General features: G+C 49.1%; 20 protein-coding genes and 1 pseudogene. 13 read left to right on the top strand and 8 right to left on the bottom strand.

Going from position 1 to position 22,955, the window contains the following annotated elements:
- Nucleotides 1–328 precede the first annotated feature (328 nt).
- Together LVJ88_RS05800 and LVJ88_RS05795 are read right to left on the bottom strand one after the other, a co-directional pair.
- Nucleotides 329–1,243, bottom strand: coding sequence for a c-type cytochrome (locus tag LVJ88_RS05800; RefSeq protein ID WP_085418408.1), 915 nt, complete (start codon nucleotides 1,241–1,243; stop codon nucleotides 329–331).
- Complete coding sequence (locus LVJ88_RS05795) at nucleotides 1,236–2,588, bottom strand: cytochrome c (protein ID WP_085418407.1); 1,353 nt, start codon at nucleotides 2,586–2,588, stop codon at nucleotides 1,236–1,238. Before LVJ88_RS05795 ends, LVJ88_RS05800 begins: the two co-directional genes overlap by 8 nt.
- 186 nt (nucleotides 2,589–2,774) lie before the next feature.
- On the opposite strand from LVJ88_RS05795, the gene LVJ88_RS05790 reads away from it, so the two are divergent.
- The 7 genes and pseudogenes from LVJ88_RS05790 to LVJ88_RS05760 all read left to right on the top strand — a co-directional run bounded on the left by LVJ88_RS05790 (nucleotide 2,775) and on the right by LVJ88_RS05760 (nucleotide 7,662).
- A complete protein-coding gene (locus tag LVJ88_RS05790) occupies nucleotides 2,775–4,499 on the top strand; it encodes a sensor histidine kinase (RefSeq protein ID WP_085418406.1) in 1,725 nt (574 codons plus the stop codon).
- Nucleotides 4,492–5,091: a response regulator gene (locus LVJ88_RS05785; protein ID WP_085418405.1), complete on the top strand. Its 600-nt coding sequence runs from the start codon at nucleotides 4,492–4,494 to the stop codon at nucleotides 5,089–5,091. Before LVJ88_RS05790 ends, LVJ88_RS05785 begins: the two co-directional genes overlap by 8 nt.
- Before the next feature lie 446 nt (nucleotides 5,092–5,537).
- Nucleotides 5,538–5,678 (top strand): hypothetical protein, encoded by a 141-nt coding sequence (locus tag LVJ88_RS05780; protein ID WP_233127574.1) that lies wholly within the window; start codon nucleotides 5,538–5,540, stop codon nucleotides 5,676–5,678.
- A gap of 59 nt (nucleotides 5,679–5,737) precedes the next feature.
- A pseudogene (locus tag LVJ88_RS05775) lies at nucleotides 5,738–6,318 on the top strand (formate/nitrite transporter family protein).
- Nucleotides 6,319–6,510: 192 nt separating this feature from the next.
- Nucleotides 6,511–6,864 (top strand): helix-turn-helix domain-containing protein, encoded by a 354-nt coding sequence (locus LVJ88_RS05770; protein ID WP_085418403.1) that lies wholly within the window; start codon nucleotides 6,511–6,513, stop codon nucleotides 6,862–6,864.
- Nucleotides 6,861–7,331 (top strand): IS3 family transposase, encoded by a 471-nt coding sequence (locus LVJ88_RS05765; RefSeq protein WP_244694192.1) that lies wholly within the window; start codon nucleotides 6,861–6,863, stop codon nucleotides 7,329–7,331. The genes LVJ88_RS05770 and LVJ88_RS05765 overlap by 4 nt, the downstream gene beginning before the upstream one ends.
- Nucleotides 7,255–7,662 carry an IS3 family transposase gene (locus LVJ88_RS05760; RefSeq protein WP_332888959.1) on the top strand — a complete coding sequence of 136 codons (408 nt, stop codon included), beginning with the start codon at nucleotides 7,255–7,257 and terminating at the stop codon, nucleotides 7,660–7,662. The genes LVJ88_RS05765 and LVJ88_RS05760 overlap by 77 nt, the downstream gene beginning before the upstream one ends.
- 93 nt (nucleotides 7,663–7,755) lie before the next feature.
- Here the strand turns inward: LVJ88_RS05760 and argG are convergent, their stop codons facing one another.
- Nucleotides 7,756–9,105, bottom strand: coding sequence for an argininosuccinate synthase (gene argG / locus LVJ88_RS05755; RefSeq protein WP_085359319.1), 1,350 nt, complete (start codon nucleotides 9,103–9,105; stop codon nucleotides 7,756–7,758).
- 262 nt (nucleotides 9,106–9,367) lie between these two features.
- On the opposite strand from argG, the gene LVJ88_RS05750 reads away from it, so the two are divergent.
- Entirely contained in the window at nucleotides 9,368–10,168 is an 801-nt protein-coding gene (locus LVJ88_RS05750; protein WP_085418427.1) for a competence/damage-inducible protein A, read from the top strand.
- A gap of 529 nt (nucleotides 10,169–10,697) precedes the next feature.
- Nucleotides 10,698–11,243, top strand: coding sequence for a hypothetical protein (locus tag LVJ88_RS05745; protein WP_085356516.1), 546 nt, complete (start codon nucleotides 10,698–10,700; stop codon nucleotides 11,241–11,243).
- A 159-nt stretch (nucleotides 11,244–11,402) separates the two neighbouring features.
- On the opposite strand, the gene LVJ88_RS05740 is transcribed toward LVJ88_RS05745, so the two are convergent.
- Both LVJ88_RS05740 and LVJ88_RS05735 read right to left on the bottom strand, forming a co-directional pair.
- A complete protein-coding gene (locus tag LVJ88_RS05740) occupies nucleotides 11,403–12,848 on the bottom strand; it encodes a dihydrolipoyl dehydrogenase (RefSeq protein WP_085418401.1) in 1,446 nt (481 codons plus the stop codon).
- Between the two features lie 272 nt (nucleotides 12,849–13,120).
- Nucleotides 13,121–13,858 carry a glutathione peroxidase gene (locus LVJ88_RS05735; protein WP_054599718.1) on the bottom strand — a complete coding sequence of 246 codons (738 nt, stop codon included), beginning with the start codon at nucleotides 13,856–13,858 and terminating at the stop codon, nucleotides 13,121–13,123.
- 367 nt (nucleotides 13,859–14,225) lie between these two features.
- On the opposite strand from LVJ88_RS05735, the gene metX reads away from it, so the two are divergent.
- Nucleotides 14,226–15,368, top strand: coding sequence for a homoserine O-succinyltransferase MetX (gene metX / locus LVJ88_RS05730; RefSeq protein ID WP_085418400.1), 1,143 nt, complete (start codon nucleotides 14,226–14,228; stop codon nucleotides 15,366–15,368).
- Nucleotides 15,361–15,945, top strand: coding sequence for a methionine biosynthesis protein MetW (metW, locus tag LVJ88_RS05725; RefSeq protein WP_085418399.1), 585 nt, complete (start codon nucleotides 15,361–15,363; stop codon nucleotides 15,943–15,945). The genes metX and metW overlap by 8 nt, the downstream gene beginning before the upstream one ends.
- A gap of 155 nt (nucleotides 15,946–16,100) precedes the next feature.
- On the opposite strand, the gene trmB is transcribed toward metW, so the two are convergent.
- Nucleotides 16,101–16,817, bottom strand: coding sequence for a tRNA (guanosine(46)-N7)-methyltransferase TrmB (gene trmB, locus LVJ88_RS05720; protein ID WP_085418398.1), 717 nt, complete (start codon nucleotides 16,815–16,817; stop codon nucleotides 16,101–16,103).
- Nucleotides 16,818–16,887: 70 nt separating this feature from the next.
- Nucleotides 16,888–19,686: a DNA gyrase subunit A gene (gene gyrA / locus LVJ88_RS05715; protein ID WP_085418397.1), complete on the bottom strand. Its 2,799-nt coding sequence runs from the start codon at nucleotides 19,684–19,686 to the stop codon at nucleotides 16,888–16,890.
- 294 nt (nucleotides 19,687–19,980) lie between these two features.
- Here gyrA and LVJ88_RS05710 point away from each other — a divergent pair, with 294 nt between their 5' ends.
- Nucleotides 19,981–20,589 carry a CNP1-like family protein gene (locus LVJ88_RS05710; RefSeq protein WP_085418396.1) on the top strand — a complete coding sequence of 203 codons (609 nt, stop codon included), beginning with the start codon at nucleotides 19,981–19,983 and terminating at the stop codon, nucleotides 20,587–20,589.
- 650 nt (nucleotides 20,590–21,239) lie between these two features.
- Entirely contained in the window at nucleotides 21,240–22,553 is a 1,314-nt protein-coding gene (locus LVJ88_RS05705) for a tyrosine-type recombinase/integrase (RefSeq protein WP_085418395.1), read from the top strand.
- Here LVJ88_RS05705 and LVJ88_RS05700 read toward each other — a convergent pair.
- Entirely contained in the window at nucleotides 22,536–22,808 is a 273-nt protein-coding gene (locus LVJ88_RS05700; RefSeq protein WP_085418394.1) for a helix-turn-helix transcriptional regulator, read from the bottom strand. The two genes, LVJ88_RS05705 and LVJ88_RS05700, sit on opposite strands and share 18 nt — an antisense overlap.
- Nucleotides 22,809–22,955 lie beyond the last annotated feature (147 nt).

Genomic DNA, 22,955 nt, shown 5'->3' with positions numbered 1-22,955 from the left:
TAAAGTAAAAATAGATGGCTTTAAGGTATTACCGCATGTGTTAACGGTATGACAGGGGAAGGTAATTTACCCTATACTACAGTTACAAATACTTAGTTAATGCTCATTTTCTTCATTGTCTACTCATGATCAGTAAATATCAACTATACAAACACATATTTACCCAACCTTCGAGTAAATTAATACGTTTAATATATGATTAACTAAAACCATGCTACTTTTAAAAGATTTTTAACACCCTACTTCCCCAAAAACAAACTGCCACACCCAAAACTTCACTCGGGCATGGCGGTACGTTTACTAAACAAGTTGTTCAGAAATATCTAACTCAATACCGTGCGTCTTTCGGTTTGTCACCGTTCGGCCAGTCTTTAACCTTGCCGGCAAAGTCCGGGCGCGGTTGGTGGGTGAAATATTCGGCGATGTCCACGGCTTCTTGGTCGGTCAAGACTTTGCCTTCGCCCCACATGCCGTGCATTTGTGCGCCCATTGGCATGGCGGCTTTGATGAAGGCCGCGGCTTTGTAGGTGCGCGCCATGCCTGCGCCGATATTGAAGGATTCGTCGCCCCACAGCGGCGGGAAGGCATAGACGCCGGTGCCGTCTTTCTTACCTTCGCCGTTGCTGCCGTGGCATGCGGCGCAATGTTGGGCATACAGTTTTTTGCCGCGTTCAGGATTGGGCACGAGGTTGGTGTCTATCTTCACGGCGTTCACGATATCCACTTGCTGGCCTTTGGGTACGCCTTGTCCGACCCATTTGATATAGGCCACCATCGCCTGCATGGCTTCGCTGTCTTTCGGCAGCGGTTTGCCGTTCATGGAGCGTTGGAAACAGCCGTTGATGCGGTCGACTAAGTCGATTTCTTTGCCGGGGCGGGGCATCACGCGCGGATAGCGGTTGTAGGTGTTGATGTAGGGGTTGCCGCCCGGCACTTTGCCTTGTGCGATATGGCAGCTGCTGCAATTCATTTTGCTGCCGACATGCTCGGGAAGCAGGCGCGGGGTTTCGTTCATCAGGCGTTGGCCGTAGCGGATTTGCTCGGCATTCGGCTCTTTTTCGATGTCGCTGTCGGTCGGTACGGTGTATTGGCCGACTACTTTTTTCTGGTCGCCCTTGCCGGTCACAATCGGATAGGTGTAGGGATGCTCGGCTGTTTTTTCAGACGGCCTCTCGTTGCAGCCTGCCAATCCGAGAAGAGCGGCACCGACTGTCATGCCCAATAAAGCGAATGTTTTATTCATGATGGTCTCCCGATACAGTTTGAGGCACGATGTTGGGTGCTTTGGTGTTGACAAAACGGCGGATTTCGGCAACGTCGCGCGCTTTGATTTCCGGTGCTTGGTTGTGCCAGCTGTTGCGGACGAAATTCACGACTTCGGCGATGTCTTCGTCGCTCAAGTGCCTGAATCCGGGCATGGTAAACGCCATAGTGTCGTGCTTGGTGTGCGGCGTGCGCCCGCCTTCAAGCGTCACTTGAATCACGGATTGGGCGTTGTTGGCGTAAACCGCGCTGTTTTTATTCAACGCTGGGAAAATGCGCGCCATGCCGTTGCCGTCGGCACGGTGGCAGGCGATGCAGTGTTCGGCATACAGCATGGCACCGCGGCTGTTGTATTTGCCGCTTTTCAGCATGGCTGTGGTCGTGTCTTCACGTTTGGGCAGCCCTTGTGCTTTATCGGGCGACGGAGACAACGTTTTCAAATAAGCCGACATGGCTTTTAGGTCTTCGTCCGTCCAATATTGGGTACTGTGTTCCACCACTTCGGCCATAGCGCCGAATGCGGCAGTAACATCGGTGCGGCCGCTGGCAAAGAAATCCTGCAACTCGGCTTCGCTCCATGTGCCTAAACCGCGTTCTTCGCCGCGCAGGCTTTTCGCGCGCCAACCGTCAATCACGGCACCGCTCAAGAAATGGCGTTTATCGTCGCTCAAGGCTTTTTCCTGATAAGCCACGCCGCGGGGTGTATGGCAGGCGCCGCAGTGTCCGGGGCCTTCGACCAGATATTTGCCGCGGTTGATGCGGGCATCAAAACGGCGGTCGGCTTCAAACTGCCGCTGCGGTGCAAACATCGCTTGCCAGTAAGCGAGAGGCCAGCGCCAATTCAATACGGGCGGCAGGGTGCTGTCGGCATTTTTTTGGGATACCGGCTCCACGCCGTTCATAAAATAAGCATACATTGCGCGCATATCGTCGTCGGGCATAATCGTATAAGACGGATAAGGCATGGCCGGATACAGCGGGGTGCCGTCTGAACGGATGCCGTGTTGCACGGCGTTTTTGAATTGGGCGTAAGTATAATTGCCGATGCCGCTTTCTTTATCCGGCGTGATATTGGTGCTGTACACCGCGCCCAAAGGCGTTTGCATCGCCAAACCGCCCGCATAGGGTTTGCCTTTGGGTGCGGTGTGGCAGGCAAAGCAGTCCGACAAACGGGCAACGTATTCGCCGTGCCTGATTAAATCTTTATTTGCCTGAACAACCGCGGCATCTTGGCTGCTGCGGCTGTGCACAAGCCATTTGGCACCTCCGTAAGAGATGCCCAGCAATACCGCCGCCGCCAATGCCGTTTTGGTAAGGGTTTTCATATATGCTCCTTCTGCGCACTATCGGGCGTTGTTATATTTACAGTTTAATAAATGTGTGTTTTGATACATAAGAAATATTTATTTATGCTTGAGCACATTGTCGGCCACAGGGCATAACGGCTCTATTGTGGAAAACCACATAACAAAACCATATTTGACATAAAGCAATAAAACATAGGGATAAGCATGGGCATCCGGCTGTTTTTCTGCATCATCCTGCTGGCCGTATCCAGCGTTTCGGCGAAAACATGGTATGTCGGCGTGTTGGCACCGCAAGGTGCGGCAGTTGCGCGCAACCAATGGCAGCCGTGGTTGGATTGGCTGGGTAAGAAGCAGAACGGCGAACAGTTTGTGCTCGTTCCTTTAAGTTTGAACAATTGGCAGAAAGAGCTGTCTTCACAGCGGATTGATTTCGCATTGGGGCCGCAGGCGCAGTTTGTCGCCCTGCCCGACACGCAGGGCTGGCGTTGGCTGGCAACGGCACGTTTTCCCAGCGGGCATAGGCCGAAAGCGGCGGAGCAAGTGGGCAGCACGATTTGGGTACATGCCGATTCGAGAATAAACAGTGAAAACGATTTGCGCGGCCTGAAAATCGCCGCCGTCGATATTCAGGCGTTCGGCGGGTTTATGCTGGCAGAATCCGCGCTGCTCAAAAAAGGCTTACGCTCGGGAAAAGATTATCAGATTGTCTTTACCGGTTATCCGGTAGAACAAACCTTAACCGCTTTGCAGAAAAAAGAAGTCGATGCAGCCATTGCACCTTTGTGTTTAATGGAAGAGTGGCGCGCGCAGCAAGGTTTATCCGAGCATGTTTTCAAACCCTTATCCGTGCACAGTATCGTTAACAACTGCATCTCCGGCACGCCCGTTTTCCCGCATTGGATGCTGGCCGCCCTGCCCTCCGTACCCGAACAAACCGCCTCGCAAATCGCGGCCTTGCTGCTCGGCAGCACCGCAACATCCGATATGCCTTCTTGGTCTCCGCCCGTTTCTTTTGTAGAAGCCGAACAGGTTTTGGCAGGATTGGGGCGGCATCCGCTTCATTCAAACTGGCAAACACAATGGCGAAACTGGCTGTTTGAAAATACCATGCTCGTCGGTGCCATTGCCTCGATGCTGGCGATTTCCCTCATCAACTACGGCTGGATGGGCTGGCTGGCCTACCGTCGCAGAAAAAAACTGGAACAAGCCTACCGTCAATTATTAGAGCGCGACCGCCTGCTGGCACACGCCGACCGCATGAACATCGCCGGCGAAATGGCGGCCGGTCTTGCGCACGAACTCAACCAGCCTATGGCCGCCATCCATTACTACGCCGAAGCCTGCCTGCAATTATTGGAAGCCGGCAAACAACCCGAATCCATACGCAAAGCCCTGCACAACATCATCCAAACCACCGAGCGCGGCAGCCGCATCATCCGCAATTTGCGGCAATGGAGCAAAACGCCCGAACACGTTTATACCGACGCGCATATAGAAGAGATCCTGCAACACTGTGCCGACTGGCTTTCCTGCCAAAAAAACGCGCCGCAACTGCATTGGCACAATCAAAGCGGCCAATCTTCCATCTGCACCGTATCCGGCATTGTCGAACAAGTTTTGATGAACTGCCTGCTCAATTGCCAACAACAACAGGCCAAGCGGATCGACATCACCGTTTTCAGACGGCCTGAATCCGAAGAACTGGTGATCCGTATTGAAGACGATGCCGGCGGTTTTAACCAAGATATTTTGGCCCAGCCCTTTATTCCGTTCCGCAGCACCAAAGCCGACGGCTTGGGTTTAGGCTTGGTCATCTGCGACCGTTTGCTGCGCGGCATCGGCGGCAGCATCACATTAAACAACCGTGATAACGGTATCGCCGGCGCCCGAATCGACATTTCGTTACCCGAAAGGAACACCGATGCCTGAACTTGCCATTCACGTTGTCGACGACGACGCAGCCGTGCTGGATGCCTGCGGCTTTCTACTGGAAAGCCTAGACTACCGCCCCACACTCTGGAGCGACCCTAAAATATTTCTCGAACAAGCAGAGCTGGATCAACCCGGTATCGTGCTCACCGACTGGAACATGCCGTGGCTCAACGGCCAGCAGCTCCAACAAGCCTTAATCCAACGCGAAAGCCCTCTAGCCGTGATTGTGATGACCGCTTTCGGCGACGTGCCGCTGGCAGTCGATATGCTGCAACAAGGCGCGGTGGACTTTTTAGAAAAACCCGTTTCGCTCCACCGCCTCCAAAGCGCCCTAAACACTGCCACCAAGCAAACACTCGACAACTACGCCCAATGGCAAAGCAAACAACGCTTCAAGCTCTTGAGCACAAAAGAACAAGCCATCGCCGCATATCTGGTGAAAGGCTACACCAATAAACAGATGGCCGACGAATTAAACGTTGCCGTGCGAACAATAGAAGTCCACCGTGCCAATGTGATGCAAAAAATGCAGGCAAACAGCTTGGCCGACCTGCTCCATCAGTTAATTTCTTTAAAAACCCACCGGTAATTTATCATGCTCGCATCTGAAGCCGTCTGAAACATTTAAACCCGCCTTTGGCCGAAAATGATATGAAAATAATATATAGTCAGTTAACTTGATTTTTAATACAAGGCAGCAAACCGCAGACAGTACAAGTGTAATCAATCAACTTAAAAACAAGTTATGCTTCACAAAATCAGTCTGTAATATTGTTGTTTTATTCCAAACAATATGTGGCAAAACACAAAAACAAGTTTGGCATTCAACAATAAATTAATATTTTTAGAAACAATAACCTAAATTTTATCTATACGTTCAAACCGCTTGATCTGCACAACATAAATCCGATATAAAAACGCCCTGATATCTTCAATATTCTGTAACTATCCTACACAAAAATGAGTTAAATCAAAGCAACCGTTTCATCAATTACTATAATTGGCTTATCCCACAATACGCATTAGGTAAACATCATGAGCGATCTCTACCCCGACCGGATTTTGCAGGTAACGGTTGAAAAAGGTATGGTCAAAGTGCAGGCAGGCACGCTTTTTCTGACTATTCTCGGTTTTTTAGGCGGCATGTTTATCTCGTTGGGCTATTTGCTTATCTGAGAGTGGTAGGGGGAGTGCCGCACGAATAGGGCAGCTTGGCCGTTTTTATCGGAGCTTCGGTGTTCCCTATCGGACTGGTGTGCATTCTTATCGGCGGCGGCGAACTGATTACCGGCAATATGATGGTTGTGCCCGTGGCTTGGCTGGTAAAAAAATTTCATGGGCACAATGGGGGCGCAACTGGCTGATCGTTACGCTGGCCAACTTGCTTGGGGCTTTATTTGTTGCTTGGTTTTTCGGGCATTATGTCGGACTGACCGAAGGCGATATCCTGCCTAAAACCATTGCGGTGGCCGAAGGCAAAGTCAATGCCGATTTCGGCCGTGCGCGGGTGTCGGGAATAGGATGTAACTGGATGGTGTGCATGGGCGTATGGCTGTGTTACGGAGCGCACAGTATTTCGGGCAAGGTATTGGGTATTTGGTTTCCGGTGATGATTTTCGTGTTGGTCGGCTTTCAACATGTTGTAGCGAATATGTTTGTGATTCCCGCGGCCATCTGGGCCGGGGCGGAAATTTCATGGGCGCAGTTCGGCTGGAACATGTTGTCGGTATATATAGGCAATGCCATCGGCGGAGCGGTATTTGTGGGATCGATGTATGCTTATGCCTATCGGTATGCCCTACAAGAAAATCATTAGAACAACAATAAAACAAACTTAATCATGCCGACATGATGCTTGAACAAAGCGGTTTTCGGCACATCAAACCAACAGAGGCCAGCGGATTCAAATTTGAAGTGCAACTTTCCACAACAGAAAAAGGCCAGTATGCGGTTGAACTGCAACCCAAAAGTTGGACACCCCTCCAACTTAAAAAGGTGCAGTTTTCTTATGTCCAAATATACACTAGACTTCAAATACCGAGCCGTACTCCATTATCACCAAGTGCGCAGCCAACAGCGCACCGCAGAGCATTTCAACGTCTCGCGCACACACCTGCGCCGTTGGATAGGCGCCTATCGGCAAGGCGGCATCGCCGCACTGCAACACCCTCAGGCACACCCCATGAAAACCAAACGCAAAAACCCGTTTATCGTCGATAAGCCCGACCATGAAAAAACCCAAGCAGAGCTGATTGAAGAACTGCGCTATATGCGTGCGGAGAACGACTACCTAAAGCACATGAAAGCCTTCAACGAAAAGGAAGAGAACGCCGCCAAAGCTGCGAAACCATTCAAAAATTGAGGGCGAAACACCCGCTGAAATATCTGCTGCACAGTGCCGGCATCCCCAAAAGCAGTTTCCATTACCATATCGGCAAACCCGACCCCGATGCTGCGGCCAAAACCGCAGTGAGCGAAGTATACCGTCAACACAAAGGCCGCTACGGCCAACGGCGGATTGCCGCCGTATTGTCGTGGAACAAAAAGAAAGCCGGGCGCATTATGGGTTTATTGGGGTTGAAAGCCAAAGTCCGCAGCAAAAGAACCTGCCGCCCGCAGGCCATAGGGGAGGCTGCGGCAAACATTCTCAATCGTGAATTCAGTGCCGTCAAATCGCGAGATAAGTGGTTGACCGATGTGACCGAGTTTAAATGCACAGACGGCAAACTGTACTTATCGCCGATATTTGGATGTGTTCAATCGCGAGATTGTGGCCTATTCTTTAAGCCGCAGAGCAAACGGCGAAATGGTAACGCAAATGTTGGATAACGCATTCGGTCGTCTGAAAGGGGCAACGCCGCTGCTGCATTCCGACCAAGGCGTACTGTATAGAACCGGTGCTTATCGGGCGAAATCGGCGGAGAACGGGATTGTGCAAAGCATGTCGCGCAAAGGCAACTGTTGGGACAATGCGCCGATTGAGAGTTTCTTCGGCACATTGAAAACGGAAAGCTTTTATGAAGAAGGTGCGTTATCGGTGGCAGAGCTGACAACGGTGATCAATGATTACATCCATTACTACAATCATGAACGTATTAGTTTAAACTTAAAAAAGCTGAGCCCTGTGGCCTACAGAACTCAGCTTGAAGAGGATGTTTGAGAAACATTCTTAACTTGTCCAAGGATTGGGGGACAGTTCACTTTTTCAGACGGCCTTCTGCTTAAGAAAACAACATATCAGCGTATATCCGCTTTATTTCTCGTTGTTACCCAGTTGGGGCAACACCGAACCTTCGCCCAAAGCCAAAAGGCCGGTTTGTGAATACAGGCCGAGCTTATTGCGCGTATCGACGATGTCGAGATTACGCATGGTCAGTTGGCCGATGCGGTCGGCAGGGGTGAAGGCGGCGTTCTCTACTTTTTCCATGCTCAAACGCTCGGGCTGGTAAGTCAGGTTCGGCGATTCGGTGTTCAGAATTGAGTAATCGTTGCCGCGGCGCAGCTCCAGCGTTACTTCGCCCGTAATCGCTTTGGCCACCCAGCGTTGGGCGGTTTCGCGCAGCATCAATGCTTGTGAATCAAACCAGCGGCCTTGATACAGCAAGCGGCCCAAGCGCAAGCCGTTGATGCGGTATTGCTCGATGGTGTCTTCGTTATGGATTCCGGTCAGCAAACGCTCGTAAGCGATGTGCAGCAAAGCCATGCCCGGTGCTTCGTAAATACCGCGTGATTTGGCTTCGATGATGCGGTTTTCGATTTGGTCGCTCATGCCTAAGCCGTGGCGGCCGCCGATGCGGTTGGCTTCGAGAAACAGTTCCACAGGGTCGGCAAACTCTTTGCCGTTCAAGGCTACCGGTATGCCCTCTTCAAAGCGCACGGTCACTTCTTCGGCTTTAACGGTTACATTTTCATCCCAAAACGCTACGCCCATAATCGGTTTAACGATTTTGATGCCGCTGTTTAAAAATTCTAAATCTTTGGCCTCGTGGGTGGCGCCGAGCATGTTGGAATCGGTGGAATAGGCTTTTTCAACCGACATTTTGTAGTCGAAGCCGTTGGCGATGAGAAATTCGCTCATTTCTTGGCGGCCGCCGAGTTCGTCGATAAAGGTTTGATCGAGCCACGGTTTGTAAATACGCAGGTTCGGATTGGTCAGCAGGCCGTAACGGTAGAAACGCTCGATGTCGTTGCCTTTATAGGTGGAACCGTCGCCCCAAATGTTGACGTCGTCTTCTTTCATGGCCGATACCAGCATGGTGCCGGTTACGGCGCGGCCTAAAGGTGTGGTATTGAAATAGGTGGCACCGCCGGTGGTGACATGAAACGCGCCGCATTGGATGGCGGCAATGCCCTCGTGCGCAAGCTGGCTGCGGCAGTCGATCAGGCGGGCTTCGATAGCACCGTATTCTTTGGCTTTTTTGGGAATGGCGTTGTAATCGTCTTCATCGGGCTGGCCGAGATTGGCGGTGTAGGCATAAGGCAAGGCGCCTTTGAGTTTCATCCACAGCAGGGCTGCCGAAGTATCAAGGCCGCCTGAAAAGGCGATGCCCACTTTTTGACCTGTTGGTAGGCTTTGTAGAATAGTATGGTTATGCTGGCTCATCGGGAAAATCCTGTTGATTATGATTATGCCGTTTCAGACGGCCCGAAAACGGGTTATTATTGTATGAATCGGCTGATTCGTCCAGCCTGAAATGTTCCTGAAGATGTGTTCAAGTGCTTTGGCTTTGGGCCTTTCACTTCAGGGTGTACCGTCAGAAGGCATTGCGGCGGTTTGCCCTGCTGTGATGCCCCGACCGGAACAAGAAACGATGCAGCAGAAAGCGGGCTTGATCCGACCTTATTACCTTATCAAAGTAAACATTATGATCGATTTCAACCTCATCATTATCGGCGACGAGATTCTGCACGGCAGCCGCATAGATAAGCATTTTGCTTTTTTCAAACATCTGTTGGAATCTCGCGGATTGCGTTTAAACCAAGTGCAATATCTGCCCGACAACTATACCTTTTTGGTTAAGCAGCTTCGCCGCAGCTTTTCAGACGGCCTGCCTGCATTTGTTACCGGAGGCATCGGCTCCACCCCCGACGACCATACCCGTCAGGCCGCTGCCGAAGCGTTGGAACTGCCTATCGTCCGACATGCCGGAGCCGTGCCGTTTATCGAAGAAACTTCCCTCAAACGCGGCGACGGCTTGGACTCGCCTTCGCACCGGCAGCGTTTGCTGATGGCTGATTTCCCCGAAGGAGCAGAACTTGTTCCCAACCCTTACAACAAAATCGCCGGATTTTCGATTAAAGAGCACTATTTCTTCCCCGGCTTTCCCGTGATGGCGCACCCGATGGCCGAATGGGTATTGGAAACCTATTATGCCGACCGTTTCAATACCGTAAACAGCGCCCAACGCAGCGTATGGATATTCAGCATGCCCGAATCCCATGTCGCCCCGATTATGCGCGATGTGGAGGCACATTACGAAGGCATCCGTTCGTTCAGCCTGCCCAGCGTAGGTTGGACAAAAGAGAACGGCGAAGTCGTTCCGCCGCACATCGAATTCGGCATCAAAGCCGTTGGCGAAGCCTGCTCGCAGATTGAACAGGCTTGGAGCGAAGTATTGGGCCGTCTGAAAGACATCGGTGCCGTTATCCGGCATGAAGCACCATAGCTGTTGGAAAAGGTCGGGTTATTTACACTTTTTATACCAAACAGCTTTTGTTTTTTGCAGGAATGATGGTTTCGTGATTTTTGAGTATTCTCAAGAACGATGCGGCTTCGCCGTGCCTTTCGGCATTCTTGACAACCCTCAAAAATCCCAAAATGGGTCTGCATGCAAAAAACGGAAAGTGTAAACAACGCTAGAATTTCCTACACATAAGCTGCCATTTAAAACAAACCCACAGGCCGTCTGAAAGCCCAAACAGGTTTTCAGACGGCCTTATGCTATTTTTACTTGATTTGAATTGTTTTTTCATGACAGATAAAAAAACTATGAAATCAAAAGCATAAAAATTAACAACATCATTCGGATGCCTTTGCGCAAGCACTCCGCCAGGCTTATTGCGGCTGCAACAAAGACAAGGAACTTTTTATCTGTTATGGTTGACCAAATGAAATCCGTGCCTTGCGCACTTAGCAGCCACTTTCTGCTTTTATCACTTTTTTATTACACTTCCACTTTCACAACGGAGTAATCTATGACACATTTGAAAACCATCGTTCCGGTATTGGCATTGACTGCAACGCTGAGTGCTTGCGGTATGTTCGGCAAAGACCAACCTAAAGCCCAAGCCGCCCAACCTGTGCCTGCAGTTCAACAACAAGCACAACAACAGGCTCCGCAAACCAAAGTTCAAGCGCCGCAAACCGTACAGGTTGATTCTATCGACGGCAAAAAAGAAGTGGCATACAAATGCGGCAACAAAAATCCGCTGCATGTTATGTACGGCTTCAAAAACGGAGAAGTTGTCATTGCCCAAGTGAAATATCTGAACAAATTGTCTCCGGGGCTGTTCCGCGTAACCGGCAATCAAGACTCCAACATGTTTACCGGCAACGGCATTACTTGGGTGGCTGAAAAAGCCAATGCCGCCAATGTAGATAAAGTAAACGGCAACATGCTGACCCAAGAAGGTATCGAAACGGTAAACGGCAAGCAGCACCAAGTATCTCAAATCGTTGCACGCTCTTGCGTGCTTGATAAAGCCGCTACCGCCAAGTTGAACAAACAAGCGAAAAAATAACCGCAACACATTTGCCGTACCCGCGTCGTATTTCGGTTTAAAGTACGGCAAAGCATAAAAAACGGTTAACCGATTCTATCGGATTAAAAATAACCATGTCGTCTGAATGTTTCAGACGGCATGGTTATTTTTCGTATTATGCAGAGCAAGCCGAACCGATTATTCACCCGGGCATTCGGCACATTCGCTATGCAACTCTCCCAGCTTTAACTGGCTGTTCACGCTGCGTAAAGCAGTACGCAAACCTTCTTCAATAACAGGATGATAGAAAGGCATATCCAGCATTTGCGGAATCGTCATCTTTTGCTGGTGCGCCCATGCGAGCAAATGCGCCAAGTGTTCGGCCGCAGGACCCACCATTTCCGCTCCGATAAACAAGCCGGTGCTTTGTTCGGCATAAACGCGCATGTGGCCTTTGTTCACCAACATCACACGGCTGCGCCCTTGGTTTCGGAACGATACTTCGCCGATTACCACGCATTCCGGATTTTTGTAACGCTCCATCACTTGTGCATATTTCAAACCGACAAAAGCAATTTGCGGGTTGGTAAACACCACACCGATGGTGCTGCGGCGCAAGCCTTTGTGAATATCGGGGTATCTGCCGGCGTTGTCGCCTGCGATTTTACCTTGGTCGCTGGCTTCGTGGAGTAACGGCAGTTGGTTGGACGCATCGCCCGCAATAAAAATGTGGGGAATGCTGGTTTGCATGGTTAACGGATGGGCTTTGGGCACACCGCGTTCGTCTAATTCTATCTCTATATTTTCAAGACCGAGATTATCGGTATTCGGGCGACGGCCTATCGCAGACAGCAAGTAGTCGGCGGTAAAAACGCCGCTTTTATCGTTTTCTGACCAATGAATTTCCACTTCGCCTTTGTCATTCAGTTTGGCTTCGGTGCGCACATTAAGATGCAGCACCAGTTCTTCTCCGAATACGGATTTAGCTTCCTGCAATATAACCGGATCGGAAATACCGCCCAGCGTGCCGCCCACACCGAAAATTTCTACTTTTACACCCAAACGGTGAAGTGCCTGCCCAAGCTCCAAACCAATCACACCGGGGCCGAATACGGCCACCCGCTCAGGCAGCGTATCCCAAGAAAACACATCATCGTTAATGATCAGCCGATCACCCAAGGCTTCCCATTGCGGCAATACAATAGGACGCGATCCGGTTGCAATCACAATCCGATCGGCCTCAATTTGAGTGTGGTCGTCAATTTGAACGGTATGCTCGTTAACGAATTTGGCCGCACCCATGATCCTTTTCTCGGCCGGCCACTCTTCCACATCGCTTACCACAAAGCCGACAAAACGGTCGCGCTCAGATTTCACGCGATTCATCACTTCTTCGCCGTTAACGGTAACGCTGTTTTTATCCAAATGAACGCCGAACGGTTCGGTGTGCAAAGCATGATGACGCGCTTCGGCAGCCGCAATCAGCAGCTTGGAAGGCATACAGCCTACGCGGGCACACGTTGTGCCGAACACATGGCTTTCAACCAAATAAACATTGTCGGTATGCTGCCGGGCACTGCGAAACGCCCCCATACCGGCAGTACCGCCACCGATAACCACCACATCAGCTTGGATTTTTTTCATAGTTATTTTTCCTTTTAAAAACCGTTGCAAACGGTTCTAAATTTAGAGAAACAAATAAAGGGAATAAGGCAATCTTACAAAAACAAAATATTCACATTATCCTGTTTGTGTAAAATTGCCGAAAAGGATTTTTCAGACGGCCCGATACAATAGATTTCTTTGAATATATCTAAAGCGTGCCGTTCTGATCGATTATCATCACGGCACGCTTTACCCGATCAAACATAAGGGAATGGTTTTAATCCCTCAGCTCAATCATCCTATCGGTCAAGTTAGTTTTTAGACAAATAAACTTCCAAGTCTTCACTACCGCCAATGTATTTACCGCCGATAAAGATTTGCGGAGCAGTTGCCTTACCGGTAATGGCACGCACGGAAACAATGCTGGCATCTTTGCCCAATACGATTTCTTCGTAAGATAAGCCTTTTTCTTCCAGAGCTTTTTTAGCTTGGGCGCAAAATTGGCAACCGGGCTTGGTAAAGATGGCTACCGATTCCTGTGCTTTCCAGTTAGGAGCGATATATTTCAGCATGGTGTCGGCATCGGAAACTTCAAAGGGATCGCCTTCTTTTTCCGGCTCGATAAACATTTTTTCGATTTTTCCGTCATTCACCAGCATAGAATAACGCCAAGAACGCTTGCCGAAGCCCAAGTTGTCTTTATCTACCAGCATGCCCATGCCTTCGGTAAATTCACCGTTGCCGTCGGGAATCATGGTGATATTGTCAGACTCTTCATCAGCAGCCCAAGCATTCATAACAAACGTATCATTTACAGATACGCACAAAATATCGTCCACACCGTTTTCTTTAAACGCTTTAGCCAGCTCGTTGTAACGCGGCAGATGGGTAGAAGAACAAGTGGGGGTAAATGCGCCGGGCAGAGAAAATACCACTACTTTTTTACCTTTGAACAATTCGTCGGTAGAAACATCTTTCCAAGAATCGCCGACGCGGGTGTGGAATACTACGCTCGGTACTTGCTGACCGGTACGATCTACTAAAGCCATATTGATACTCCTGTTTTAAAAAACGTTTAATCAAACGAAAATCGAGATGAACTTGTCATTATAACCAATATTACATTTAACGGATATAAAACATCTGCTGCCATCTGCTGCATTGAAAATCGAAAAGCCGTTCGTGTTCTGCTTCGATTATCCGATAATGCAATGTCTCGAAAGCTTATTCTAAAACATGAACAACCGCGATATAAGCCGGTTTTACTGCAAAGCAGAATTGCTTTACAGAAATTTACACCAATTGCAGCCGCGCTTTTCTACCCTTGCATCCCTAAAAATAAACGCTGCCTGCGGTTGTGCACAAACCACAATCAAACGGCTATAATAACCGCTTTACCAAGTTTTGCTTATTACCATGACACACGATAACGATGCGTGGATTGTTTTTCCCCAGAAAATACCGTTTGAAGTTCCGCTTGTTCTGCAAAGCGGCCAAACCCTTCCGCGTTTCGATTTGATGGTGGAAACCTACGGCAGTTTGAATGCCGAAAAATCCAATGCCGTATTAATCTGCCATGCCCTTTCCGGCAATCATCATGTTGCGGGAAAACATACTCCCGAAGACAAACATTCCGGCTGGTGGGACAGCATGGTCGGTCCCGGCAAACCGGTTGATACCAATCGTTTTTTTGTGGTCGGTTTGAATAATTTGGGCGGATGCCACGGCAGCACGGGCCCTTTAAGCATCAATCCGGAAACCGGAGAAGAATACGGCGCTGATTTTCCTGTGGTAACGGTGAAAGATTGGGTAAAAAGCCAAGCCCTTCTGGCTGACCATTTCGGTATTAGGCAATGGGCGGCCGTGATGGGAGGAAGTTTGGGCGGCATGCAGGCTCTGCAGTGGACGATAGATTTTCCCCAGCGGGTCAGGCATGCGTTGGTTATCGCCTCGTCTACCCGCTTGTCTGCACAAAATATTGCGTTTAACGATGTGGCGCGTCAGGCCATTATTACCGACCCGGATTTTCATGACGGCCATTACCGCCGCCACAATACCGTTCCCCGCCGCGGTTTGCGTATCGCCCGTATGATGGGGCATATTACCTATCTTGCCGAGCAAGGTTTGGGCAAAAAGTTCGGACGCAACATGCACAGCAACGGCTACCAATACGGCTATGACGTAGAATTTGAAGTGGAATCTTATTTGCGTTATCAGGGAGACAAATTTGCCGAACGTTTTGATGCCAACACTTATCTGCGCATGACCAAAGCTTTGGATTATTTTGCCCCTGCCGCCGAATTCGGCAATGATTTGGTTGCCGCTTTAAAAACCGCTCAAGCCCGATTTTTTATTGCTAGTTTCAGCACTGATTGGCGGTTTGCACCGGCACGTTCGCGTGCGTTGGTGAAACATTTGGTAAAAGCCGGCAAGCATGTCCAATACATCGAAGTCGAATCGCACCACGGCCACGATGCTTTTTTAATGACCGACGAGCCTTACATCCGTGCCGTTCGCGCTTATATGAACAATGTTGCCGAGGAATGCAAGCATGACTGAACTACGCGACGACCTACAGTTGATTTACGACTGGATTCCGCAAGGCAGCCGGGTATTGGACTTGGGCTGCGGTAACGGCGAACTGCTTTCCGCCTTGATTCAACGAAAACAGTGCACCGGCTACGGCGTAGAAATCGATACGGAAGGCGTTATCGCTTCGATAGAGCGCGGTGTGAGCGTGATTCAGGCGGATTTGGAGCAAGGGTTGCAAGATTTCGGCGACAACAGCTTCGATATTCTCGTACTCAGCCAAACCATACAGGCGATGCAGAATACCGAAACCATTTTGCAAGACCTTACCCGTGTCGCCAAGCAAGCCATTGTGTCTTTTCCAAACTTCGGTTATTGGCGCAACCGCCTGCAAATCGGATTGTGCGGGCACATGCCTGTATCCGAACGCATGCCGTATCAATGGTATAACACGCCCAATATTCATTGGTGTACGCTGCAAGACTTCGACCGTTTATGCGCGAAAAACCATATCCGCGTTTTGGAGCGCGCCGTGATGACCGCCGGTAAACGCATCAATATTTTGCCCAACCTTTTAGGCAGCTTGGCCTTTTATCGCGTAGGTTGAATATTTCAGACGGCCTCAAATCTTTTAAAGCCGACAAACTAATAAAGCTGCCCGAATCAGGCAGCTTTAAGCTATATAGGGATTGAATCTCAAACTTAGCCGTAATTTTCAGGCTTATTTAAGTTTGGCTTTAATGTTTCAAGCTTTGGGAAAGATTAGCGTTTAACAAACACCAAATCCCATACACCGTGTCCCAAGCGTTTTCCGCGCGCTTCAAATTTTGTTTCAGGGCGGTATTCCGGTGTGGGCGCATAATCTTCTGCGGTGTTGCTTAAACTGTCGAAACCGCTTAACACTTCAAGCATTTGAACCGCATATTCTTCCCAATCTGTTGCCAAATGGATATAGCCGCCTGTTTTTAATTTGGGCAACAGCTTGGCAACAAACGGTATCTGCACCAAACGGCGCTTGTTATGGCGCTTTTTGTGCCACGGATCGGGAAAGAAAATATGAATGCCGTCAAGCGAACCGTCGCTTAACATATTTTCCACTATTTCCACAGCATCGTGGCGCATCACCCGGATATTCGTTATCTGTTCTTCTTCAATCAGTTTAAGAATATTGCCTACACCGGGGCCGTGCACATCAATGGCTAAAAAGTCTTTTTCAGGCAGGCGTTTGGCAATTTCTACGGTAGCCGTGCCCATGCCGAAACCGATTTCCAACACCTTCGGATTATCACGGCCAAACATTTTGTTCAAATCTGCCGGGTTTGTTTGATAGTCGATCCCGAATTGAGGCCACATGGTATCAATGGCACGCTGCTGAGCGGCAGTCATATGTCCTTGGCGCAAAACAAAGCTGCGGATGCTGCGTTTGTGTTGCTCGGGAACCGTTTGGTTGTTAGATTGATTTACTTCGTTGTCAGTCATTATTTGTCTCATCGGTAAAGGCCGTCTGAAAGAATGAAGCTTTCAGACGGCCTCTTAATACATGTTTTGATTACTCGGAGATATCATCACCAGCTTGGTCTGCATCTACCGCTATATCGTCAGATGCGTTTGCTTCTCCGTTATTTGCTTCTCCAAGGGGAACTTCTGTCTCTTCAGGTTCTTCCGCCACACGCTCCAAGCTGACCAATGTTTCGCCTTCATCCAAATTAATCAGCTTCACGCCTGCTGCGGCACGGCCGGTTTCGCGGATTTGGTCGACTTTGGTTCTGATTAATACGCCGCCGCTGGTAATCAGCATCAAATCGTCGGTTTCGGCAACCAATGTCGCCGCCACCAGTTCGCCGTTGCGCTCGCCGGTATTGATGGCAATGTTACCCTGCCCGCCTTTACCTTTGCGGCTGTAGTCGGCAATCGGGGTACGCTTGCCGTAACCGTTGGCCGTGGCAGTCAACACTTGCAGGGTTTCGTCTTGTTCGCATTCGGGAGAAAAGGTAATCAGGCTGACGATACGGCCGTCTGAAGGCAAGCGCATACCGCGCAGGCCGCCGCTGCCGCGTCCGCTCGGGCGCACACCGTTACCTTTCAAGGCCGGTGTTTCGCCGTTTTCGTCGCTGTTGTCTTCCGCTTCATTGAGGCCGTCTGAATCTTCGTTTTCCGCTTCATCGACATCTCCGTTGCGCTGTTCGTAGTATTCATTAAAGCGGATGGCCTTACCCAAGTTGGAAAACAGCATAATATCGCTGGTGCCGGAGGTGCGGGCCACGCCCACCAGTGAATCGCCTTCTTTGAGGGCAATGGCTTTAATGCCTTGAGCGCGCACGTTTTTAAAGGCGGAAAGCTGCACTTTTTTCACCATACCTTGTGCGGTGGCGAAGAAAACGTATTCGTCTTCCGGGAAGTCGCGCACGGCCAAAATCGCGCTGACTTTCTCGCCTTCGTCAAGCTGAATCACGTTGTTAATCGGACGGCCGCGGCTATTGCGGCCGCCTTCGGGCAGTTTGTACACTTTGATCCAATGGCATTTGCCGAAATTGGTAAAGCACATCAGATAATCATGCGTGTTGGCAACAAACAGGGTTTCGATAAAGTCTTCGTCTTTAGTGGCTGCCGCCTGTTTGCCGCGCCCGCCGCGACGTTGCGCTTGATAATCAGTGGTCGGCTGGGTTTTGATATAACCGCCGTGCGTCAGCGTTACCACCATTTCGCGCGGCGGAATCAGGTCTTCATCGGCAATATCGCCGCCGAACGGATTGATTTCGCTGCGGCGTTCGTCGCCAAAATGGGTTTTGATTTCTTCCAATTCTTCGTGAATGATTTGGGTAATCCGCTCGGGTTTGGCCAAAATATCCAAAAAGTCGATAATCTGCGCCATGATGTTTTTGTAGTCGTTGACAATCGTATCTTGGTCGAGACCGGTCAGGTTACGCAGGCTCATGCGCAAAATGGCATCGGCTTGGATTTCGCTCAGGAAATAACCCCCGCTTTGCAAACCCAATCCGGCAGGCAGACCTTCCGGGCGGGCCATCTGCATATCCAAATCGGTGCGGGACAACATTTCTCCGACCAAGCCCGACTGCCACGGACGCGCGAGCAGCTTTTCTTTGGCTTCGGGCGCATCGGCAGATTCTTTAATCAGCTGAATCATTTCGTCGATATTCGATAAAGCCACGGCTTTACCTTCGGCGATATGGCCTTCATGACGCGCTTTTTTGAGGCGGAACAAGGTGCGGCGGGTAACCACTTCGCGACGGTGGCGCAAAAACTCGCTCAAAATCTGTTTCAGATTCAGCAGGCGCGGTTGGCCGTCGACCAATGCCACCATATTGATGCCGAAGCTGTCTTGCAGCTGGGTGAGCTTATAGAGCTGGTTCAATACCACTTCGGCGTTTTCGTTGCGCTTCAGTTCGATAACCACGCGCATGCCTGATTTGTCGGATTCGTCGCGCAGATCGGAAATGCCTTCCAACACTTTGTCGCGCACCAGCTCGCCGATTTTTTCCACCAGCTTGGCTTTATTTACCTGATAGGGAATTTCGTCGATGATGATGGCTTCGCGCTCGCCGTTTTTGCCGATGGGTTCGATATGCGTTTTACCGCGCATCACCACGCGGCCACGGCCGGTTTTATAGCCTTCGCGCACACCGCCCAAACCGTAAATGGTTGCACCGGTAGGGAAATCGGGGGCTTTGATGATATTAATTAACTCGTCGATACCGGTTTCGGGGTGAGCCAGCAATTGCAGGCAGGCATCAATGGTGTCGGGCAGATTGTGCGGCGGAATATTGGTGGCCATACCGACGGCAATGCCCGAAGAACCGTTAACCAGCAAAGCGGGAAAACGGGTCGGTAAAACCAAAGGTTCGCTCTCGCTGCCGTCGTAGTTGGGGCCGAAATTAACGGTTTCTTCTTCGATATCCGCCATCATTTCATGGGCGATTTTCGCCATGCGGATTTCGGTATAACGCATGGCCGCCGCACCGTCGCCGTCTACCGAACCGAAGTTGCCCTGACCGTCAATCAACACATAGCGCATCGAGAAATCTTGAGCCATGCGCACAATGGTGGCGTACACCGCGCTGTCGCCGTGCGGATGGTATTTACCGATCACGTCGCCGACGATACGGGCAGACTTCTTATAAGCGCTGTTCCAACTGTTTTTCAGCTCGTGCATGGCATATAACACGCGGCGGTGAACGGGCTTCAGGCCGTCGCGCACATCGGGCAGCGCACGCCCCACAATCACGCTCATGGCGTAATCGAGGTAGCTGCGGCGCATTTCGTCTTCTAGGCTGATGGGAATGGTTTCTTTGGCGAAGTGGTGGTCGTTGCGGGTGGTTGCGTCGGTCATGGTGATATTTGGTATTTCACAGAAAAAATTTCGTGCGATTTTAGCATAAAACGGGCTTGAATTGGCGTATGCGGCGTCGGGTTCGTTTGTTTGCGGATGTTTCGGTCGGTAAGGCCGTCTGAAAACGATTTTGGCAATCCGGTATGTGCAACCGCATTCTTCAGACGGCCTGATACTTTTGCGGAGCTTTGCGGGTAAAAAGCCGTGAAGTTAAGGAAGATTACACGCCTGCAAGTTGCAGACCGTGTGCTCTAACCCTACAATGACGCGAGTTTAACTTAAGAGAGAATCTTTATGCGTTTTCTGCTATTGCCCTTACTGTTAGCGGTTTCAGCCGTTTCTACGGCGGCTCCGCGACACGACAAAGATACTTTGGTCAACACCCGCTATCAAGAAAGCGAGACCGAAAAAGCCGCACGCGAATTTAAAGAAGCCGACATCGGATTGCCGCCTTTTCCCGACCTTCAAAGCGGGCATTGGTTTGATATTTATGTGGGCAATACATACGACAAAAAGCCGAAAATCCTGCTCGACAGCATCAGCATCGCGCCTGATACTTCTGTGCGTTATGTGCTGAACATCGAATCCAAACAAGGTTATGACAATTTGAGCGCCGAAGGTCTGTTTTGTGCCGATACCACGTTTTCAACCAAAGAAAGCAAACGCTCTTCATTCAAAATTTTCGGCTACGGAGACACCGTAAACAAACGCTGGATTACACCGCGCAATGCCGATTGGAAGCCGATAGGTGCGATTTTGAACAGTGCCGATCCCGTTCGCGGCGTGCTTTACCGTGCCTTCTGTGAAGACGGCAAGCCCGGCAGTGCGGAAGTTCTGCGCCAAAGAGTGATGGAACGCTCGGGCAAACATTCTCGTTCGATGACCAATCTTAACAAAAAGTAAAACAACAAACCGTAAGGCCGTCTGAAATTTCAGACGGTCTGAGACCTTTTCAATAACATAAGTTACTAAAATCTTATACTCAATAAAATTCTTAAAATGAAAAATCTTTCTGATTTTGCCTACTTTTTACTCAGAATCGGAAAGGTTTTAGTCAATTGAAAATTTTTAGCATATTTTTATGCGTCAAATTTTGTTAATAGACTATTTTTGCAAAAGTCTCGGCCTTTTGTCATGTGCAAATTGCTCATGCAATGGGTTTCTTATTTTTAGGTTCGAATGAGAAAAGAGCATTAAACTGATAAGACGGCAGGCGTATGTTTTGATGTGTAACAAAGATGATTCAAAAGTTTTATAAACTCTGAGGCCGCCTGTTAAATCGTCTAAAAACAAAATAGGCCGCAATCGCTTGCGGCCTATTTTTTAATTTATTTGGCTCCCCGACCTGGGCTCGAACCAGGGACCTGCGGATTAACAGTCCGTATTTATAAATTTCATTCAAATTCCAACAGTATCAATTTTTCAAATAAAACATGCTGTTAATCAATTTATTCTGTAAATTCTTATCATTCAATATCAACCAGCACTCAACTTGAAACCGTCTAAATTTTGTTTAAAATAATACTGTTTTTTAATTTTAGACGGTTAGATTTATGTTCGATGACAGACAACGCATATTGGCCTCTTCGGAAGGCGAATGGGTATTTGTACGTAAAATTGTCCCCTGTGGTTCTTTGGAAGTTCTACACGGAAAGCGTGGCATCACTTTCTATTTTCGTGCTTACTTTAAAGGTAAAACCAATCGTTTTGCGATTGGGCGTTTTGATCCTAACCACCCCCGTATGGCGATTAACCCTTCACGAATCGGCTACAGTATCGAAGGCGCTGCACGAGTGGCAGCACAAATGGCAGATAAACATCTTGAATATGAAGCTAAAGGCGGTTATTCCGTTTATTTGAAAGAGCAGAAAGCGCTGAAACGTCAAGAAGCATTAATAAGCAATTTGAACCAGTCAGCAGAAAAAGAAGTAGTCGAGGGAGAAGCTGTCCTGACTTTAGGAAACCTGTTGACAGCTTATATGGATTATTTAAAAAGCAAAGGTCGCGTTTCTGCGCACAGTGTAAGAACCGACTTGGATAAAAATGTCTTTAAAACCCATCCCGCCATTATTGACATGCCGGCCAATCAAATTACACCGGATGAAATTGCATTGATTCTTCGTTCCATTCATGAAAGAGGACATGGCCGTACGGCTAATAAAATCCGCTCTTATCTTCATGCAGCATTTACTTTGGCGATGCAGGCAAAATATAACCCGTCTTTGCCTAAACATTTTATTTCGTTCAATGCAGTAATGAATCCTGTTGCCGTTATTTCTCCTGATACAGCTTCCAACCGTGCCGATAAAAACCCATTAGCAGGAGAAGAGATGCGTTGTTACTGGAGAATGATTGATCAATATCCCGAACCACACATTAAAGCCTCATTGAAATTGCATTTGTTATTGGGAGCGCCCCGTATTGCACAGTTGGTGCGGTTGCAATGGAAAGATGTGCATCATAGCTATTTAGTTTTGCAAGATGGCAAAGGCAAGCCCGGCAAGCCTCCAAGGCCGCACTACTTGCCTTTGATTGAACCGGTCAAAGTGATATTGGCAGAAATGCCGAGATTATCCGAGCGGGTATTCGGCAGCGGCAAAGCCCCCATGACCGCCACTACCCTGTCTGACTGGGCTAAAAAGGCGGTAGACGGGCAGATTCAAAACTTTACTCTGAAACGCACCCGCTCCGGTGTAGAAACTTTATTGGCCAGCTTGAAGGTTTCACAAGAAGTTCGTGGCTATCTTCAAAGCCACGGTATCGGTGGGGTGCAAAACAAACATTACAATGCCTATGAATTTTTAGACGAAAAGGCCGAAGCATTGAATAAATTGCATCATTATCTGCAATCAACAGATAGTCTTTAATTGTTCTCTCAATGCTGCCCGTTTCTTTTGACGGGCAGCATTTATTTTGACTACTAATGCCTTGATTTCCGTATCGTCGGCGCCGGCTGAAATAGCTTCTAAAATCAAATTCACTTCATCTACAGGCCAACCGATCCGAGCAGGACCTATGCGTACCTTGTCAGGTAGTAAACCGCTTTTGATACGGTTATAAACGGTATTGGGAGCCTTAATATTGAAAGCAGTCATTATTTGATTAAAAGTATAATATTTCATCCGTATTCCCCGATGGTTAACTGTTCACAAAAAACTGGAAAATCGTTCCAAGAAGTTATTGAAATTTTTTCATACAGTTAGGATGCAGGGCAAATAAAAACGATGAAAAATATTTTGATTTCAATTGATTAATTTCTAAAAAAATAA

It is taken from the genome of Neisseria dumasiana (assembly GCF_022870885.1).
Taxonomy (GTDB): domain Bacteria; phylum Pseudomonadota; class Gammaproteobacteria; order Burkholderiales; family Neisseriaceae; genus Neisseria; species Neisseria dumasiana.
The sequence above is the reverse complement of the archived record's forward strand: the minus strand, read 5'-3'. Positions and strand labels throughout refer to the sequence as shown.